At 65.2% G+C, this 21964-nt stretch carries 1 protein-coding gene; it reads right to left on the bottom strand.

Features of this window, described 5'->3' with window-relative positions; all coding sequences use genetic code 11:
• Nucleotides 1-39 precede the first annotated feature (39 nt).
• Nucleotides 40-21615 carry a hypothetical protein gene (locus NF4_RS27280; protein ID WP_157120636.1) on the bottom strand — a complete coding sequence of 7192 codons (21576 nt, stop codon included), beginning with the start codon at nucleotides 21613-21615 and terminating at the stop codon, nucleotides 40-42.
• Between the last annotated feature and the right edge of the window lie 349 nt (nucleotides 21616-21964).

Below are 21964 nucleotides of genomic sequence, written 5' to 3'. Positions count from 1 at the left end.
AATCGATTACCTGCTGCTACCGCGCTCCGGCGCGCGGATTCAGTCGAACACAGTCCCGCGGCGGTCGTCGTCGGCGAGAACCGCATTGATATAGGCGCCCAGGTCCAGATCTCGCGGTAGCGCCCGATAGGTCACATCTGCCAGAACAGTTCCATCGACCGCGACGCCGAATCGGCTGGTTCGCGGCCCCGCCGAGGTCCACCAGGTGGTCACCGCGTCGGTGCATTCGACGCGGTGCTCGCCGATCCGCAGTACGAGCCCCTTGCCCGGTTCGCGATAGAACACCACCGGTATATCGCCGAGGTCACCGTAGACACCACTCTGCTGCCGCCCCGCGCGGTCCCCTACCTGCAGTGAGCCGGTCTGCGGATCGAAAAGCGCCGGGATACCTGCACCGGCGAAGGGCCGGACCAGAATGGGCTGTACTTCACCGGGCACTCGATCCGGCCCCTCAGGTCCGCCTGCGCCAGAGTCGCCACCGGTCCCGAGGGGATCGCGCTGTGGAGGTTGCACAGTATCCCGGGTTGCCGGCGGCACCGGCAGTATCCGGAGAGGTGCCGCCGGGTCCGGGTCCTGCCGTTCCGGGCCGTCGTCGTCCGGCACACCGGCCTGCTCCGTAGTGGGTTCCGGCTGAGTGTGCGCCGGCATTCGCTGCCCGGATTTCAGCAGTTCGTAGACCATGCGCATCGGACCGGCAGCGTGATCAGGCCCCCGGAGCGCCACTTCGACGAGCGCATTCCGCATACCCTCCGCCGGGCTCACGCCGTACTCGCGGGTGCGGTATCCGGGGAAGGTCAGCTGCAGCCAATCCTCGTAATCGATCTTCCACCAGTTGGGATTGGTGTCGTAGTACGCCTGCAATGCTGCGTTGAGTTCTGCCTCGGTCTCCCGGTAGTTCCGGTACTCGACGGCTTGGCCGACCCCGCGGGTCACCGCCGCGAACACCGGGCGTTCCAGTACCGCTGCCGGATATTGCGCGTCGTCGATCTTCTCCTGCAGATAGTCCAGTAGTTCCGCCGCATCGACAGGACTGCCGTCGGGCCGGGTCGCCCGGAAATGCACGGCATTGAACATCAGCTCGGAGCTACCGTCTCCGGCGCCGTTATCCGGAACCCAAGCACTGAAACCGTCTTCGGTGAAGTCGTCGAATCGGCCCGATTCCGCCAGTTCGACCTTGCCCACACCCATGGCCGAAAGCAGCTCGGACATCTCTACCAGCGCCCGCGCGAATTCCTGCACTCGCTCCGGGTTCAGATCGTCGCGCGCCAGCCCGGATACCTCCAACTCGTGGTTCCCGGTGCGGTCGCGCAGCATCTCTTGCAATGTCACCTGGACCGCCCGCGGATCCGCCCCGAAAAATGGATCGTCGCGGGCCGCACCGGCCAGGATCTCGTCGATCATCTCCCCGAACTCGTCCCAGCTCCCCGGAGGTTCGGCATCGTCGACGCTCCCGGCCCGGCCTGGAAGGTGGCTGAAGGCGCGGGCGCCGAACAGTACCCAGTCGGCCAGGCGGCCGAGCGGCCCGCGCCGCTGGGCCCGTTCCACCGCACCGAGTAGCATGTCGAATGCTTGTTGGTGCAGCTCACCGGCCCGATCGGGACCGGCGACCACCTCGACGAAACTATCCGCCAGCGCATCCACCGGGTCGACCGCCGACGCGGTGAATGGTTCGGACGGGGCGACTTCGACGTATCCGGTGAAGTCCCAGGACATGCCGTCCGCCGAATGCGCACCGGCCCGGAGAATCTCCAACAGCTCATTGTGGGCGTAGCCGCCACCAGCGAAATCGAGTGCTCGCGCATACTCCCGCAGGCCCACCGAATACACCGGCCGGTATTCCAGCGCCCAATGTTGTGCAGCGTCCTGTTTCGGCCCTGCCTTCGCCAGCACCTCGGCCCGGAACCGCCTCGCATCGGCGGCGAGTTCGGCATTGAAGGTGATGGATGTGGCATGCACCGCACCGGTGAGCGAGTGCACCCATGTGGCGGTATGTGCCAAGGCGTCTTTCGGCACGCGGCCGATGGCGACGTAGTCGAAACCTGCCGGACGGAATCGACCCACCGTATCCGCCATCGATCGCGCGATATCGCGCGCCACCTCGACATCCACGGAGTTGTCGAACCCGTACACCGGAATCGATAGCCGTGCGCTGAGTTCGGTACCCACTGCCGAGGCACTCGTCAGCCGCGACCAATCGTCGGCGGGGGCGCCCAGCAACTGAGCGACCGATGTCGCATCCGCCTCGTTCGGCAAGTGTTTCGCCTCGAAACCGTAGCGCTCGCCGAGCATCCGCAGGGCATGGATGCGACCACTGGGCAGCGGTCCGCCGAACCGGAGTCGGTCGGCGAACCGGCCGAGGTGATCGCGCACCGGCCTGGGCGGGCGGGCCTGGTGCTCAGCGGCGCGGACCACCAGATCATGCAGTATCCGCAGCGCGGGAGGAACATTCTTGCGGCCCAGCACTTCTACCGCCGCGAATGCCGCGGGCAGCGCGTTTTCCGGCCGCAGCGTCAATCCGGCCGCCCCACCGAGCTCATAACTGTCATCGTTCAATTGCTCGCGGGCCCATCGCACGAACCCTTCCCGGGTCGGCTTGCGCAGATGCCGCCGTTCGCTCCGCTCGTACACCGTGGACAACGCCTGCTGAGCCACCCGCGCCGCATCGCCGTTCCCTCGTGCCATCAGCGTCCGCGCGAATCCCTCCACCACCGTGGTGTATACGGGACGGAGCGCGGCATTCGGGTAACCGAATCCGTTGTCGACTGCGAAGCGACCGGATTCGGCCAGCGTTCGGCTCGTGCTGTCGAATACTCGGAGGTTGATCGCGATCCTCGCCGCAACGGGTATTCCGGTCGATTTGGCGAGCGGAGCACTCATATAAATATCTCTCCGCACGCTGGACGGCGAGATCCCGATCTCGCCGAGATCGGCAATCGGGTAGAGCTCGGACATATCTGTCAGCGCCCGCGCTACTTCTCGCGCGGATTCGAAGTTCGCTACGGGACCACGGAAGTTACGCACTGTGAGGTCCTGGCCCAGACTGCGCTCGATTCGCTGCTTCAAAAATGCACCGAGGTGTTCCGGAATCGTATGGAACGACCATATATCCTCGTCCGGGGCACCCAGCCATTCGGCATCGGAATGCTCGCTGTCCGGTTCCCACTCCTGTCGCGGATCCCTGATGGCCTCCTGGTTCGGCCAATCACTCCACCGTGATTTCGGCGCGGCCGCGGGATCCGCGTTTTCCCGCCGTTCGCCGGCGCCGTCGTTCGCTGGTCCGTCCGCATCAGATCGCCCGGCCATATCGTCTCGACCGGGGCCGGAATTCTCCGCGTTCCAGATATGCGCGATCGAACCGTTGTACGGCACCGGCTGCGCGTCCCCGTACGGTTGCTGGAACCGCAACCAGTCCGCGACCTTGTCCAGCAGTCCCGCCGCGGTGCCCCGTTTCGCGCGCCGCACGAGCAGTTCGTGGGCCAGTTGTATTTCGGCGCTGAGCTCCACCGGCTCCGCACGGCCGACGTTCATCAGCTCGGTCAGTTCCGCCACCGCGTACGAATCGGCCAGTGCTTCGCCCGGCAGCAGCACGTCCGCGCGGGAAATACTGTGCCCCGGGAACCTGTCGGCCAGCCAGCTCAGGTACATGCCGACCTCCGACGGCTCCGACTCCAGTTCGGGCAGCATCCGTTTCCACCACTGCCTCCATTCCGCTTTCCCGTCGGCAGGCAGCGCATTCCACCACTGCTGTTCCGCACGGAATACGGTTGTATAGCGCTGCAGCATCATCGGGCCGATCAGATTTCGCGCCGATCGGTTGCCCTTCGCGTCCAGCACATGACCGAATTCGTGCAGAGCCACCGCCTGTATCGGCCGGGCGAGGAAGATTTCCGGGAAATGACCGCTCTCGACCTCCCCGGCGATGTATTGCTGTAACCGCTGCGCATCCGACGCGTGCCGGGTATTGAACGTGATCGATTCGATGTACATCCGGCCGGTTTTCGAATCATATGCGGTATCGGTCTGGGCCATCTGGTTCGGCGCCAATTCGGCGAACCCGATCCGGCGCACGTCCACATCCCGGAACTTGCCGAAACTGCGCTCCAGTGCCCGGCCGTACTCGCGGAGCGCCACCACATCGAGCGGCACCGTGGGCGTGACCGGATCGGGCAGCGTGGTAGCCGCGTCCGTTGCGGTGGGCTGCCCCGGGAACCCGAACAGTTCGACTGTGCGGCCGGGCGGCAGTGCCTCCGCGAGCATCGCCTGAAACTGGCGCCAGATCTTTTCCAATGGGACGTCCGACCACCTGTCTTCGGACCTGACACCCAGCGGATCGGCTATAGGCTGCGCATTGCCTGGGGCCGCCTCATCCCTTACCGCAGCGGCGGGCCCCGAATCGACGCCTTCTACGGCCGGCCTCTCACCGATACCGCCTGTGGCGAGTGGAGCGACCCGCGCCGAACCCTCCGGCGCGGGTATATCGAACCGTTCGCGCACAGCGCGGTACAGCTCCCCGGCCGACCCGTCGGGCGAGCGGAACACTGCGTCGTCTACGAGTTTCAGACCCGACATCCGCATCCCCCGCACCTGCTCGTACAGCGAATGATGCTGCGGCGAAAGGAATGCCAGGATGGCCCCGGCCGCATCCACCTCGGATATACCCGGAGGCCGCATCCAGAGGAACCGGGAAGCGAACCGCGCGGCAGTCCCCGATAGCCCGGCCAGTAGCGGAAACTTCCGCTCGACCGCGAGTTCACGGAACCACGCACCGTCTTTGGCGAAATCTACCCGCGACACACCCGGCCCCCATGGCAGCGGAACCGCGAACTCGCCCGGATCGAGACCCAACGCAGTTTCGGCGTCGACCGTTCCCACTTCGCGGTAGACCAGTACACCGGATACCACCGCCTCGTTCGCCTCGTTCCGTATCCGGTGGCCGTTGTCGTCGTATTCGTACAGCGGGACAGCGAAACGGAATGTCTCGTCCTCCGCCGCGAGCTCGGACTCCAGTGCGTCCGCATCGACCCGCCCCCGGTCATCACGTGGCAACACCCGCCCGGGGTCGAGCCGGGTTTTGCGCAGCGCGACCAGATCACCCGGAATCGCCGCCAATTCCCGCGGTGACAAAGGCATCCCCAGCAGCGCCCAGTCCTGGACGGTGAGTCCGCGCCGCATCTGTTCCAGCGGGTCGCGCACTCTTTCGTCGGCACTGCTCAGGGTTCGCTCGTCCGCGATATCGCTATCCTCGGGATAGCGCACAGTGTTTCGCACATCACGCAGGTCCCTCTTCCCGATCGTCGCCTGTGGGTCGTCGCCGGCGATCCACGTACGCACTTGCCGCAATGCGTCGATATCGAGCTCCAGCTGCGTCGCTTTCTCCTCCCAGTTCTCCTCGTTCAGCAGCGCGGCCACACCGTCGTCCAGCGTGGTCGTCGAGGGATTCTCGGTAAGCTCCCCGCTGCGGAACATGGCGTTGTACACGGCGGCCATCAATTCACGCAGATTCCCCTCCTCGCGCAATTCGTCCAGTGACACCGAACGTGGCACCATTCCGCCGGCCGTCGTGTTCTCCGGCGCGAAGAAAGCGCTATCGATCTCCGCCGGGGTCGCGCCGGGATGCAGCGCGGTAAGAACCTCACGTAGCCGGTCGAGCATCGCGCGCGCGGCGTGCTTACTCGCCGGCCGGTCATACAGCACACGCGCCAGCTCGACCTCATCCCGCAAGCGCAGCAGCCGCCAACCCGGCTCCACCGAGCCATCCGGCGCCGATCTTTCGAACCGGTCGGAAACCGCTTCGTCCTCTCGGCGGTCCACGGCCGGCTCGTCGATATCCCTCGTACCGGTGAGGCCGTCCTGCGACGAGTCATCCGATCCCGGTGGCGCCGCCCGATGATCCGATTCGAGCCGCCGGTAGATCGCCGCCCACGGCGCCGGGGCTCCCTCCTCACCTCGCAGCGATACCGCGAGGAGGGCGGCTCCCATGGCGTTCTCCGGAGATATCTGCTGGTCGGCGGGAGTGTGCCCGGGAAGGATCTGCCGCCGCCAGTCCGCGTATTCGGTTTCCCACAGTTCGGGGTGGGTGTTGTAGTGGTCCCACGCTATGGCCTCGAGGTCGCGGCGAACAGCCGCATAGTCCCGGTATCCGATTGCGCGGCCGAACCCGTGTACCACCACGCCGTACACCGGCCGTTCCTGGACCATTTCTGGATACCGGCCGTCGGAAATCCTGTCCCGCACAAAACGGAGAAACCCATCCGGGCCATCGGTTCCGGCGGCTGCCTGTTGCCGGAAGAATTCGGCGGCGAAGACCAGACGATGGCGTTGTTCACCGGTACGGGGGTCCGGATAGCGAATCGATGCCGTGAAACCGTCGTGAGTGTTTTCCCGGAACTGAGCGGAATTCCGCACCAGACCGACCTCGTCCACGTCGGTTCCGGGGAGCCGCCGGAATGTATCGGCCAGCGCTCGCGCGAATTCCTGTACGCGCGCGGGATCCAGATCCGCGGATTCCAGCCCGAATATCCGCGGCTCGGCATCGGTGTGCTCGCTCAGTATCCGAGGGAGGATCTCCTGCACCCGATGCGGTTCCTGCCCGAAGAACGGATCACCCGCCGCCGCGTCGGGTTCCGTCGCATCGACCATCGCCGCGACGTCACCCTCCACTGCCCGCACCGCGGACTCGAGCTCTGTCAACGCCGCGAGCAGGGCGGAATCCGACATTCGGGCGGCACCGGGCGCGGACTCGGTTTCACCGGATCCGAACATCACGCGGTCCACGAGCCGCCCGAGCGGCCCGAGCGACCGGGCCCTTTCCACTGCTCCGACCAAGGTGTCGAATGCCAGCCAGTGCATATCGCTGATACCGCGGCTGCCCAGCGCCGATTCGACCAACCCGTCCACTGCAGCCTCGGCCAGGTCCACCGGGGGGCGGTCAGGGTCCGCATTCTCGTCGATCCGGACATATCCGGTGAAGTCCCCGGCCCGTTCGGGACTGTCCGGGTATACCTTCCAGTGCGCGCTCTCGGGATCACCGGATCGTGCTTCGACCCACATCGATTCTGCCAGAATACGGTCGCCGCGCCCCCCACTCGCGGCCCAGAGAACCCGGCCGTACTCGCGCAACCCCACCGAATACACCGGCCGGCGCTCCAGCGCCCAATGATCGGCACCCCCCTGCTTCGGGCCCGCCTTCGCCAGCACCGCGAACCGCAGCTTTCGCGCGTCACCGGCATACTCGGCGCTCAAGGTGATCGTCACGCCGCGTACCGCACCCGTCAGCGGATCCAGCCGGAACGTGGTACGGGCAATTGCACCGTCGGGGACGTCCCCGATGACGATGCCGTCGATCGCCACCCAGGGCGGCCGGTACCTGTCGAACGATTCGGCCAGCGAACGCGCGAACTCCTGCGCCACTAGCACATCCACCGAATCATCGGCGAAACCGTGCACCGGGGCCGACAGATGGGCGCTGAGATCGAGCCCGACCGCCGAGGCGGTACCCCGGAGCGACCATATTCCCTCGTCGGGGACCCCCACCAACTCGCTCACCGATATCGCGGTCGCCTCGTCCGGTACATGAGGCGGTACCAGGCCGTTGCCGGCGTGCCCCAGCACCCGCAGTGCGGGCACCGTTGCGGTGCGCAGGGATACGCCGAACTGCATCCTGTCGGTGATCCGGTGGAGGTGATCGCGTACCGAACCGGGCGGATCGCCCTGCCGCTCGACTGTCCGGAACGCCAGGTCGTGCAGGAACTTCACCAGCGGTGGCACGTTCGCCGCACCCAGCACCTCGACCGCCTCGATGGCCTCCAGCAGCGCTCCCTCCGGATAGAGCTCACCGTTGCGGCATCCGTCGATGGCGCTGTTCTCGGGCGCGTGGCTGAGCCGGTCGAGCCGGGCGTGGGTGAATCGGCGGAACCCCTCCTCGGTCGGCGCGGCATCCACCCGCTCATACCAGTGCCGTACCGCCGGCCCGGCTATCCCCCGCGCGACATCATTACCTCTGGCCAGCACCGCGTTCCCGAGCTGGCTCCACAGCAGCGCCTGTATCGGCCGGACTGCCCTACTCGGATAGTGGATTCCGGCCAGGCTCGAGTACTGGGCCAATTCGGTGGTCCGCTGGGCGGATCCGGCCACCAGTTCCGGGCTGACTTCGACCGTCTCGATAAAGCGCACACCGGTCTTCAAGTCTCTCGGGGCCCATGTCGTGGCATCCGCGCGCCCGCCCACCGGGCTGATCCCGAAGTGGCCGATCTCGTACTCCGGGTAATCCTCGACGAATTGGAGGAACCCTCGCGCAAGCTCCTTCGCCTTCTCGAGATTCGCGATGAGCGGTCCGGATTCCCGCTCACCCCTGACGCGGAATTCTTTGTCCTTCAGTTCGGTGTGGAAGCCGTATATCTGCGTCTTTGTGCCGAGATCCCGCAGTTTGCGCTGGAGTAGCTCGCCGACGTCTTCCACGGTCGGCACGTCGAACGACTGGTCGGCGGCCGGGACGCCGAGCCATTCCGCATCCGAATACTCGGCTCCAGGTTCCCAATCCAGCCGCGGATCTCGAATGGCATCCGGGTTCGGCCAGTCACTCCACCGCGCCGGTAGCCGGCCTCGATGGGCCGGCTGCAATACTTCGAAGAGGGTGCGCGTGAGGTCACCGGAATGTTCACCGCGCATGGCGATTTCGGTCAGCACACTGCCCATGGCACTGTCCGGAAGCACCCCCAGGGGGCCCCGGCGGTGGCCGGGCAACATCTTGTCCAGCCACTCCTCGTAATTCGGGTCTCCGCGCTGCGGATCGGTCGCTTCGTAGTTGTGCCGCAGATTCGCATTGAGCGCTATTTCGGTCGCCCGCTGGTGTGGGTAATCGATCGCCTCGCCGAACGCGTGCACCACGGCCGCGAACACCGGGTCGTCGAATACGACGCCGGGATACTCTCCCTTGCCGACCTTTTCGGCGATGTACTCCAGGAAACCTTGTGCGCTGTCCCCGGATTCGGCTGTCACTCGGCCGAATCGTTGCGGATCGAAGAGTAGACCACGCCGGTCCTCCCCGGTCGCTGGGTCTGCCTCGATGACCACCGTCGCGAATTGTCCGTCGGGGAGCGCGGAAGTCGCCCAGCCGGCGAACTGGAGATCCACCGCGGGGAACAAGCCGAACATCCCGGTCAGCGCCCGCGCGAACTCCCGCACCATACCCGAATTCAGCCCACCGTCGATACTGGAGGATTCGAACCCGACGATCTCGAAACGCGGGTTGCCGGTGAGATCTCGCAGCTCGGTCTGTAGTCGCACAGAGGTCGCCCGCGGACCGGGCTCCCGGGGAGGATCATCCTCCGGATCCCAACCGTAGCGGGACAATTCCGCCGAAACTCCCGCGCCCTTCGCACCCGCCCCGGGCAGCCCGTCCTCCGCCTCGACATCTGAAGCCGGCCCCGGTCCTCCTAGGTACTCCGGATCCACCGGAACGGTCTCCCGCGGCCGGTCCGGTTCCGGCGACCAGCCGAGCAGCCGGTGGATCACCTGATCGTCGTCCGGTGCGAGCAGTAGCTCGTAGGCCAGGCGGACCGGTTCACCGACCAGGCCCGGTCCATCGAGCATCACCTCGGTGAACGCGTCGACCAGCCCGTGGGATCCGTTGAACAATGCGGTGGGTGTGAAGGCATAACCACTGAAATTCTCCGCGAGCCAGCCGAGCACTCCGATCCCGCTCTGCTCGCCCAAAGGTTCGGGCCGGGTCCGGTAGAACAGCTCCAGCAACGGTTCGACCTTATCGGCGGCGGCCCGGTTGACACCGTGCACCATGGCCTGGCCGACCGCCTGCACCCCTGTCGCGTACGGGCTGGTGCGATGCGCGCTGCGCGTACCGAAACCCGCGTACTGCGGGTCGACTGCCTCCCGGTATCCGGCGGAGTCACGGACCGATTCGGCGTTGAAGGTTATCGATTCCAGGTACCGGTGGCCGGTCTCCGGATCGATGCCGGGATGTGCGATCGAGAGCATGCCGTCGGGTACCGCGCCGAACCCGATCCGGCGAATATCCGGACTGATGCCGAGTTCCCGCAGCCGCTCGAGCGTATCGGTGAGTCCGCGCGCGATTTCGGAAACCACCGCTGGATCCAGGCCCTCGGTGTCGAACCCGAATACCTCGACTTGCCCCATTTGCTGAACCCGTTCACCCACCACATCCAGGCTCAGCCCGGCCCATCGTTCCAAGGTTTCACCATGTGGAACAGCGGCCTCAGAGGCGCGAAAATCGATTTCGCCGGGCTGCCACCGAGACCCTGGACGATAGGTGCCCACCGGCCCACGAACATCCCGATCGACGCCCCGCGGCGTGTTTCCGTCCTGCGCGTCATTGAGTTCCGCCAGCAACCGGACGAGGTCGTCGACCTCGTCCGGGGTCGCGGTCGCCGCTTCTGCACCGCTTTCGGCCAATGCCTCCCGCGCGTCGATCTGGCTACCGTCGTGGTTCAGACCGGCGCGCGGGAGACTGGCGGCCACCCACTGCCCATGGGCGTCACGTGTCGCCGGGCCCAGATGGTTTCGCAAGTAGTGGTAGAGCACGTTGTTACGCAGTACATCGGTGGCGCTCTCGAAATTCTGTACTTCGCGCACATGCTCGAGTTCGTGCCGGGCGATCGCGTATGCAGGGCGCCGGAATGCACCCTTCTGCCGATAGCCACTGGATACATCCGCACGAACCTCCGACCGGAAGGTTCGGGGATCCGAAATCGCGGCCACGTTGAACCACACGGCGACGTGGGACCGATATCGGCTCTCCGGCTCCGTCACACCGAGGGTCACTCCGTAAGCGGTTCGCCACTGCTCGGGGTCGACTCCGTCCGGAGCATCCTTCGTGAATCCGACCACACGCAGGACAGTGTCCGGGTCACTGTGCACGAAATCGGCGATTGCGCGCGCATATTCCTGCACGATCGCGACGGCTTCGACGGGGACGAGCTCCCACCCGGGCACTTCGACACCGCGGGGATCATTCAGCTCTTGATACAGGAATCCCTCCAGCATCCGCGCGACGTCTTCCGGGTGCTCCGCCGACGGCCACTGGTGGCCAGGTGGGACCCCGAGAACCACGGAATCGGTGGGATCCTCCGGGAACTGCTGATTCGACTGGTGGTCTGCGGGGCCCCTGACCGGGTCGACACGGGAGCCGGCTGACGGTTCCGAAATCCGCCCAGGAACGGGCGTCTCCGGGCTGTTCGATATATGGATCGCGGCGGCGTCCGCTTGCAACGGAGTGGTGGGCCCGACAATCATCCCGTCGTTCTCGCCCTCGGGAAGCGCGGCGAACGGGTTCAGTCCGTCGATGACCTCCCCGCTCGACTCCACACGGTAAACCCGCCCGAGGTCCAAGAGCTCGGTGAGCCGCGGGCTCGGTACCTGGTTGTCGTGTTGCCACCGTGCCAGCTCGACCAGCAGTTCTTCGGAAACGGCGAATGCCTCCCGACTATCGACTTTCGCACGGCCGCCGAGGGACCGCACCTCGGTTCTGGCTTCCGCACCGAATTCGGCTGGATCGATCCGTCTGCCGAGGAAGCCGTATCCACTCGAATTCTGTCGCAACCAGGACCAATAGCCGGTGATCGTCGGTTCGCCCAACGGGACTGTCTGTTCCCCCTCGCGGGCGGCCATATAGTGGCCCAACAGCACATCACCGAGCAGGGTCCGGAACGTGGCGTTCCCCGCGGCATCCAGGACGTGGCCCCATTCGTGCCCACCGAGCGCCCATACCGGGCGAAAACCAGCACTCGGCCGGAAGTGCCCCGATTCGACCGCCCGGTCGATTGCCCTGCGGAAGAACTCCGCTTTCTCGGCCGGGTGCGGGTTGAGCTGGATACTCTGCACGTAGACCCGTCGACTGTCATCGGTTTCGGTGGGATCGCTTTGCGAGTCAGCCGGGGTGACACCGTAGGTTGTCCATGCAAACAAGCCGGGTTCGGGGATTTGTCCGTGAAACCCGATGCCCACCGCGCGAACGTCTTGTCCCAGATCCTCGGAGTCGAAGTCCTGTACCAGCGAACGCGCCCATTCACGGGCAACTTCGGGATCGATATTCGGCCGGAACCCGAAGACCAAGATGCTTCTTCCATCCTGAAGCTTGCGTTTTTCAGCCAGCGAATCCGCGACCTCCCCCCAAGGTTTCCCGATAAACATGTCGGGCCCATAGACGAAGGCGGGTATTTCTGTGATCGCCTCCAGTTTTTCGGCCAGTGTATCCGCGATCTTCTGCAGAGATTTTCCGGTGAAGTCATCCTCGATAGGGAGACCGGATTCATCCACCGCGCCGAGTAGCTGTGCGGGGGTCGGTTCGGGCAACTGCAAGGGCATCGCATGTTCCGGGTCGAGCGGCCGCGGCTCCACCCCGTCCTGGCCGGTCAGCAGCTGGGCCAGTTTTCGGCTCACCGCTGCGTGTTCCGGGTCGAAGCGTGAGTCCGGGTCCCGGTATTCGACCCAGTTCGATACGAACCCGTCGATCAGTGCCCTATCGGGAAGGACATCGTGCCACTCGTCCGGAAAACTGGTGCGCGGTAGCACCTCCGTCAACCAGGCCCGATAGCCTGGCCCGCTGAGCTTCCACCGCTCACCGACGGTGTTCGGCAAGCGCCGGTTGTCGCGGTAATGGCGGGTCAACTCGGCATGGACGAGATCGCGCGCCAAATATCCGCCGTGGTGGTCCAATGCGTGGGCGAATGCCTGCGCAGTGAGCGCGTCAGCGGGCCGCTCGGTAAAAGTTATCGGAAGAAGACCCTTGTCGATATCTTCCCGGATCCCGGCCAGAAAGTAGTCCCCGCCGCCTTTGTCGAAGTAGGGCCTCGTGAACTGGTCTACTCCGAAAATTATGGTTTCGGTGAACCGGTGCCCGGTATCGGTTTCGGACACCCGCACGTGGTGCCGATCCATTATCCGTCCGAAACCGATACGGCGCACGTCCAGCTGCGGGCTCAGTTCGAACAGTCGCGCCATGGAGCGCGCCATATCCCGCACCGACGGCGCGGCATCATCGGGTAATTGGTCGAACCCGAATACCTCGACGGGAGGATTCCGGAGGGCCAGCAGTTTCTGCAATTCCGCGCCGATCTCGGCCGGCGACATGTCCGGAAGGTCGACCAGCGGCCCCAGCGCGCTGTCCGGTAGTTGCCCGTCAGGTTCCCCCGTCTCGGTCACGGTATGCGGTTCGATCCCGTCCTGCGCCGACCGCACCCCGTCGGGCTGGGCCGGGTCCGGCAGGCCGAGTCGCGGCGCCTGGGGCGGAACGGAATCGGGACCGGCCGGGGTGCTCGCAGAGTTCTCGTCCCCGTCGGCCGCCCGTTCCGGGCTGTTCAGGTAACCAGTTGTCGGGCTTTCGGTTTCACCCGGCTCGATCGGAACACCGGACTCGACAATGGCGCCTTCGCCCTCGCCGCGGGGAATCGCAGCGAACGGGTTCAGACCGTCGATGATCTCCCCGGTGGATTCGAGCCTGTAAATCCCGCGCAGTTCCAGGAGTTCGATGAGTCGTCGGCTGGGCACCCCACCGTTGTGCTGCGCCCGCGCCAGCTCGACCAGCAGATCGTAGACAACCGCGATCACCTCGTGGTCACCGATGTTCTCGCGGCCGCGCCACCGCACCTCCGGTACGGCTTCAGCTCCGATTTCGTGCGGATTGATCCTCAGAACGCCCTGTTCGTTCGTCTTGCTGTAGCCACTCACGTTCGGACTCAGCCAGATCCAGTAGTCGGAGATCGTCGGGTTCCCCGGCCGGTTGTGCATGAACAGGCCCAGCAGCACATCACCGATGTACTTCCGGAACAGGCCGGTACCGGCGGCGTCGAGGACATGTCCCCACTCGTGCCCAGCTATCCACCACACGGGTCGCTTGCCGGCATCCGGTGCGAGGTACCCCGATTCAACGGCATTGTCGACAACTCTGCGCAAGAACTCTGCCTTCTCGGCGGCATCGGAGTTGAACTGGATACGGTCCACGTAGATCGGGCGGTCCCTGTCAGGCTGCGTGGGGTTGCCTTCGGTGACAAATGGCGTGAAACCAGGATACGTCCGGGCGGAAACGTATTGGTTGCGGTTGAAATTTATCTCGAACGGCCCATTTCCCACCCCGCGAACATCGACAAACTCATCGGTTTCGAAGCTGTGCACCATGAAACGCGCAAACTCACGGGCAATATCTGGATCGACATCTTTATCGAGCCCATAGACGACTACGGGTTTCCCGGCAAGCTTCAGGAGTTCTTCCGTCAGAATTTTCGAGATATCACGCAGAGATTTTCCGGCGAAAACATCCTCTATCGGCGCACCGGATTCGTCCAGCGCGCCGAGTAGCTGCGCGGGGGTCGGTTCGGGCAACGGAACCGCTACCGCATGCTCCGGGTCGAGCAGCCGCGGCTCGACTCCGTCCTGGACAGTCAGCAGGCCGGCCAGTGTTCGGTTCGCCGCTCCCTGCGTCGATGTCTGAGCGTTGCCGTCGTAATTCGATGCGACCCAGTTCGCCGTGAATCCGTCTATCAGCGCCTTTCGGGGAACGATATCGTGCCACCTGTCCACAAAACTGGTCGGCGGTAATACCTTCTTCAGCCAGCGTCGATAATTCGGTCCGTCGAGCTCCCATCGTTCGCGGCTCATATACATGCGAGGCCGGTTGTCGCGGTAGCAATGGGTCAGTTCGGCATGCACCACTTCACGAGCCAGATATCCGCCCGCGTGATCCAATGCATGGGCGATTGCCTGGGCGGCGAGCGCGGAGCCGGGCTGCAAGACGAATATTTCCGGAATGATCTCGTTATCGATATCCTTCCGTACTTTTTCGTGAAAGTAGTTGCCGGTACCTGTATCTCCGATCGGCCTGGTGAACTGGCTGCTTCCGAAGATGATCGCTTCGGTGTAGCGGTGCCCGGTATCGGTTTCCGCCACCTGCACATCGTGGTATTTCCGCATCGGGCCGAAGCCGATCTGCCGCACATCCAGCTGCGGGTTCAGTTCGAGCAACCGCGCCACGGTTCGCGCGATGTCCTGTACGTCCGGGGCGGCATCCAGGGGTAGCTTGTCGAACCCGAATACCTCGACGGGATGGTCCCGATCGGCCAGCAGATCCCGCAGTAACAGCCCGACCTCGGCCGGGGACTTGCCCGTAAAATCGGGGCCCTGCTGTTCCAATTCATTATCCCGGACAGGGTCGGGAACTTGCCCATCACGTTCTTCCGCCGGGTTCGCCGGTTCGGCCGGCTCATCGCCCGTTCTCCGAGCATTCGAGGCGTCCGCGGCCACCACCGTTTGCTCCGGCCCTGCGATCGGCTCGGCCCCGACTGTTCCCGGCTCCTCCGGACGCCGGAAACGCGCTGCGGTGGAACGGCCTTCCGCGGGCTGTCCGGCCGCCTCGGCCGGAACGGATTCGATCCGGGTGAATCCGTGCCGGGCCGCGAGCTGGGTGATAGCGGGATGCACGTTGCCTTCGTCGGTGACCATCGAAGTCGATATGCCGTCGCCGTCGTAGCCCGGCAGATCATCGGCCGGGATCCAGTCGACCCGGAATTCGGTGGCCAGATGTCCGAGGTTGCGCAGGATATCGCTGAACATATCGACGGCGCGGGGGGTGTTTTCCCCGGTCCGGATTTCGGCCCGCACCACTCCGGCCGAATCGACCGTGGCCCGGATCCCGTAGTCGTCGCCGGCTCCGTATCGGTTGACATAGCTGTCCACTGCCGCTGAATCCACGGGCCCGGCCCGATCCAGGTCCGCGACGCTCTGGGAATCATTCCTGGAGTGGGAACGGATTTGCTGCAGCCGCGCCATGCTCTGGTCGTACCAGTCGAGCTTCTCGTATTGTTCGAAAGCTGGGCGGGCGGTGGCGAATCGTTCGATGAAATCGTCGACCAGTGAAACCGGTAACGCCCCGTCCCGGTATTCGACCGTACCGTCGTCGGTGCGGCGCAGCAGATCGCCGGCGAACGGTCCGATTCGGGAGGGTACCGGGCCGCTGTCCTCGAAGGCCCGGTAATGCCCGACGGCGGCAACACTCCGACGTTCCGGGTTCAGATAGATCTCTGCCGCGGAACGGCCCACGTTGCCGGTCACGATATCCAGCAATCCCAGTACTAGTGCCCGCTCGGTATCGGCGTACGGTGCCACCAACTCGTAGACATCGGCGGAAATACTTTCAGCCGGCTTACCCAGCGGGACCAGCTGATAGAGCGTGTGCGACTCGTAGACTGCAGGTGAGACGGCGCGGCCGAAGGCCCGGCCGACGACCGAGGCGAGCAGCGCAGCCGGCCCGCGCTCGGGGTCGGTGAATCGCGTCTCGACGAGCTCGCGGCCATTCGCGTACCGGACCTTCTCGACGGTTCTGGTGCCGGAATTCTCCAACACTTGCGACGGCAGCACATCGCCGTCGGCAGTTACCGCCCGACCGGCAGCGTGGGCATCGGCAACGATTCGATCCATCGGACGTTCACCACGGGAGCGATCCCATGCTGTGCCGTAGTATTCGGCATAAGTGCGGCCGGAGGGCAAACGATGAGTCGCCAGCTCCGGGCGCATAGCCTGCAACCCGGCGATATTGGCCAGTGCGTCCAGATCAGCCGGTGAGCGACTGGGATCGCGCTCTGCGAGCCGGGCTCGTTCGGTGTCGAACGCGGTGGTGTAGGCCCTTTCCAGAGCGGTTTCCGTGATATCGAAGCCAGCGGTGCGCAACTCCCGGATCGCGATGATTTCCAGGGCATGAGCCCGGGCCTCTTCGGCGAGCATGCTGCGGACGTAATCCCACCGTGGGGTCTGCAGCCGAAACCGGTTTCCCGCCGGGGTTTCCCGGCTCCCGGCCGCTTCGATATGGATTGCGGCGTGCACCATTGCCGCCAGCTGCAGGCCGTCGGACAGGCCCGGATCCAGGACCAGGGTGTTGCGGACCGGGTCGTACTGGTTGTCGGCATCGGTGGCGTATTCGATCCGTACTTCCCAATCCCGGAGAATGTTGTCGGCCCAAGGCCCCACCTGTGTCTTTTTCGGATCGGCGAGTTCCCGGCGAAGTCCGGCAACCCGCTCGGCCGTGAGCTTGTCCGCATGCGACTCGGGTTCGGTGAGCGACTCGGCAGACCAGACACGGGGCGGATCAGGTTTTCCGATGGATTCCACCACGAAAGCCCCATCGGGGTAATACCAGAGACGTCGATACTCCGTTTCGATATCGCCGCGCTCCAGGATCGCCGCCGTCTCCGGGGCCCGGCCGGCAGCCTCCAACGCTCCGATATGCCCATTCACAAAGGCCGCCACCACGATACGATCCGGCGTACCCGGCAGATACGCTACCTGGTCGGTGAGCAGCCGGGCCCCGGATCCGGGAGCCGCATTGGCCTGGACGGTCGTGCTGAGCACATCCCGCGCCAGAAGCGCCTCGAGGCGGAGCGCAGCACGCGCCCAGAGAGAGTGCTGCCAAGCCGAGCGGGATATCAGATCGTCGAGAACTCGCAGGTGATGTAGACGCCGCCGATATTCGGCTGGATCCTCTGATGCCCCGGCAGGTCGCCGCAGCTCTGATGCGACAGTCTCGTGCAGCTTCGCCTCGTTCAGTCCGGTGTCGAGACCGAGCTCGGCAGCTATTTCTCGAATCCGGCCCGAGATCTCGCTCATCTGCAGATCCAGATCGCGACGTTCCAGCGCGCTCCGGTGCAACTCGGCGGCGATATCCGGATCAGTAGCCCGATACCAATGGCGGTCGGAACTCTCGTCGCCGGTCACCGCGCTGCCGGCGGCCCTATTCGCCTCGTCCCACATATCGCCGAAGTACTTTTGGTACCAGTTGATCCCATTGTTGGCGCCGTCGAGGCGACCCAGCGCACGGACTGCGGCGATGCCCTGCTCGTGCATCTGGTCGGCATCCGTTTCCGATCCGGTCCGCCGGCTGTCGCGCAGATAAGCCTCGGTGGCCGCGACGTATGCTTCTTCGATCTTCGTTCTCGGTACTGGATACCCCAGTTCCCGCAATTCCAGACCGGCCCGGACGGCCTGTGCTTCTGCATAGGCTTCCTCATCGACCATGGCCGCCACGTAGTCGTCGCGGGACATAGTCTCCAGCCGGTCGCGCGTCAAACTCGTGATACCACGCACGTGGTATTGCGCATGCGCAATTTCGTGCACCACGGTGAGAACCTGGTCGACTATTCTCCTCCCGTCGGTGTACGTCTCCAATGACAATTCATCGGAGTGATATTTTCCATAGCTACCCAACTCGCCCGGAGGGGCGTCCTCAGCGCGGAGGGGGAATTGGGTCCGGATCATCGGGTTCGCGTCGAGGAATTCCAGGACTTTCCGGCCGGTCTCGATCTGTTCCAGCAGATCCCGGACCTGACCGGCAGGGTCGATTCCCTCGAGACGTTCAGACCAGCCTCCGCTGTCCACATCCTGCGTCGCCGCATCGGCGCCCGTACTCAGTGAGTTTCCGACCTCAGCCGCCTTTCCGGACGGCAGCCACTGTCGAACGAGGTGCTCACCGGCCACTCGGTAGTGCGGCGATCGGTAGCGCACCTCATCGATGAACCGCCCGAACCGGCCCCGCAGTGTTTCTCGATCGGCGGACCGGACCAGCAGGTCGTTCAGGATCCGGACCGGGGCAACGACGTTCTCCCGGCCTACAGCGACCACCTGGGCATAGGCTTCGGCCAGCGCTTCGGCGGGATTCAGCCGCCCGGTGGCGGGGTCGAGGCTGTAGCCGCTGAGATTCGCCCGCAACCAGGCTTTGAAACCGTCGACCGTATCGGGTCCCAGCCGCTCGGCCATATAGTGCTGCAGCAGCCCGTTCGTGGCCAGGTTCCGGGCGGAGGTCTCCCCGGTACGGTCCAGCAGATGTCCGAATTCATGGGAAATAACCGTGTACAGCGGACGGTTTCGAGCACTGTCCGAGAAACGGTGCAGTTCGGCGTTCTCGTCTACCAGACGCCGGATTTTCGTGGGATCCGCGGCGAAAAGCTCGTTGAGAACCAGATGCCGGGTGAACCGTCGCGCGCCGTCCGCCGCTTCCACCGGACGATACTGCACTTCGGCCGGAACGCATTCGGGGTTCGCGTCGTTGATCGGACCGATCTCGATGGAGTCCAACGGCACGTGTGGCGATTCGGCGAAACTGTCCATTACGGCGCGGGCGTACTCTCGCGCGCTCTCCGGATCCACCGAATCCGGGCCGAAACCGAGTACCGGAATATCCGAGCCGGTGGTGTCGAGCAACTGTCTGCGCAGTTCGACGGCAACACCCTGCGGATCCCATGGGGTCCAGTCGTCACTGCCGGGCACTCCCAGCAATTCACTACTCCGCCCGGTATCCGGCCGGAGCCGTGCACCATCCGGGGTCACGAGGGTCGGGCCGGTGTGGTCGTTGTCGGCAGGGTCTCCGGGCCGGGTGAGCGTGGCCGGGGGTGGGGTCTGTCCAGGTGAGTGCCAGGGAGTGGCGACGGGGGGCGGTGTGGTGGCCGGGGTACTGACGGCGGCGCGTGGCGGGTTGCCGGGTGTGGTGATGTCGGGTGGAGTGGTGGGGCGTCCGGTGGGAGGCGGGGTGATGTGGGGGGTGCCGGTGAGTGTGGCTGTGGTTGTCCGGGGAGGTGTGATGGTGCTGGTAGGGGGCGGGGTAGTTCCCGGTTTCAGTGGTGCGTTGGGTAGCGATTGCCAGGGCGAGGGGGTTCGTTCGGCCTTGGGGAGCTGTGGCGGGGTGGAATATTCGTTGGTGCGGGACCACGGAAGGTTCGGTTGGAACGAACCACTCGGGACAGGCAGGGCCGCCGGGGTTTCGATGGGCGGGTCGGGTATGTCGAGGCGTGCGGTATGGCTTGTGCCGGTGGCGGTTACCGCGTTGTCGGCCGCGGTCGGGATGTGGGTGGTTGTACTGGGTGGGTGTGTGGGCAAGTCCGTGGTCAGCGGGGTGATGGCCGAACTGCTGGTTGCCGGGGCGGTGGTGGTGACGGATGCGTCGTCGCCGGTATGTGCGGTGGCGAGGGATTCGGCGGTGACACCCGTGGCGGCGGTCCCGGGACTCGAAATCGTTTCTGGTCTGCCGGTGGACGAGTGAGGATCGGTGACTGTCGTGGCGGTGGCGTCGGTGGCCGTGCCAGCTGCGGGGGTTGTTTGTGTTCTGCCGGTGGACGCGTGAGGGTCGATCGTTGTCGTGGCGGCGTCGGGGGCAGTTCCGGCTGCGAGGGGTGGTGCCGATCTTCCGCCGGGGGCGAGAGGTTCGGTTGGGGCAGTGGCGAGCTCGGGGGCGGTGACGGTTCCCGCTGCGGGGGGTGGCGCCGATCCTTCGCCGGGGGCGAGAGGTTCGGTTGGGGCAGTGGCAAGTTCGGGGGCGGTGACGGTTCCCGCTGCGGGGGGTGGCGCCGATCCTTCACCGGGGGCGAGAGGTTCGGTTGGGGCAGTGGCAGGCTCAGGACCGTCGGTAGCCGCGGCGGGAGCGGTGACGGTTTCCGCCGCCCCGATAAGGGCCGTTTCCGCGACGGGTGCGACCGATCCGATCGGTGTGGCCGGTGGCCTGTCGCCGGGACCGGGCCAGGGGTGCGCAGAGCCGGCCGCGGTGACAGCAGGCCGGTCGCCACGACCGGACGGACCAGCGGGGCGTGTGTCTGTGTGTCGAGTGAAAAGGGCGGACAGGTCGCCCGGTCTCGGGAGCCGGCCACCACGGCCGGGCAGCCCGTCCGGCCGGGCCGGTGAGCTGGCCGAGTGGCCGATGGTGTGAACGCCGCCGGAGAGCAAACCTTCCAAAGCGCCGCTGAGCGCACCCAGATAGAACTCCGAGCCGTCGGGCATCGTGGGGTCCCCGCTCAAAGCGCTCGCGGCTGCCGCGCCTCCCAAGGTGCCGGTGACCCCGCCGGCCACCCCTGCCGCGCCGCCGGCCATCAGCATAGCCAGCACATTCGCTCCCCGTGTTCCCCGCGCATGCAACCGTTCCAGCGCTTCGGCTATCGGCCGCGTATACAGCACTCCCGCACCCAGACCGCCGGCCGCGCCGCCCGCGCTCGACACGGTCACCGAATCCCAGTCGATCTGGTCCCGATGTCCTCGTTGCTGCTGCCATACCTGTCCGCTCCAGGTGACGCCACCGCCGAATAGTGCACCCGCCAAGACGCTCTGGCTGATCAGCGCTGCACGCGATGCCGACAACCGGACACACAGTGCCACTACCGATTCGATCAGCTGCGCCCACGCCAGTTGCCATCCCTTCCGCGCAGCCACCCGAACTCCGGCTGCGATGGCGAGTCCGCCCGTGGGCATGGCCAGGGCCGCCAGTAACTCCACCACCAGCGCCGAGCCCATCACGATCCACGTGAACTGGCCCAGCTCGATGGCGTTGGCTGTTTCGCGGCATTCGACCGCCTTGCTTTCGCAGTAGGCGGCCATATCGCGTTTCTGCGCGCCTGTTGCGGCCAGGACCTTCTGGGTTTCGACCGCGGTGTCGCCGGAAAAACAGTCCGGCACCGACAAGGCCATGTTCTCGAGGCCGTCGGCTTCGGAAAGGCATTCCCGTGCGGCCTGTTCCCAGGCGTCGCCTCCCGCCCGTAACGCTTCGGGGTTTCCTCGCGGAAACGGCCCCAGTACCGGTTCACACACCCCTACGGGGAAGCCCTCCGGCAGAGCGACCAACCGACTCACCTCGACATGACCATCGACCCGACAACAGACCACACCGGCAGAGCACAAGGTCTCGCACCCCGGCCGCCCGTCACAGAGGACCCGCCCCTGTCGGGGCGGACCACTGAGACCTGATCGTGCCGCAAACCCCGGAAACCAGCCGTGCCACTCTCGGGAAGGTTGTGCAATCAATACAAGAAATGTTCGCGCAATGTGCACTGCGCACAATATGTAGATTTTCGACTACTCCGTTCAGCCGAGCCCCAATTGATTCGAATACTTTTCCAGTCATGACAATCCTGCCGATCGGATGAGCGTTCCGATGCAGGATTCGCCGACCCGAGCGCCCCGGCACGTGCGT

The organism is Nocardia fusca NBRC 14340, from assembly GCF_001618425.1.
Classification (GTDB): Bacteria; Actinomycetota; Actinomycetes; order Mycobacteriales; family Mycobacteriaceae; genus Nocardia; species Nocardia fusca.
This window is presented reverse-complemented; position numbering and strand designations above follow the sequence as displayed.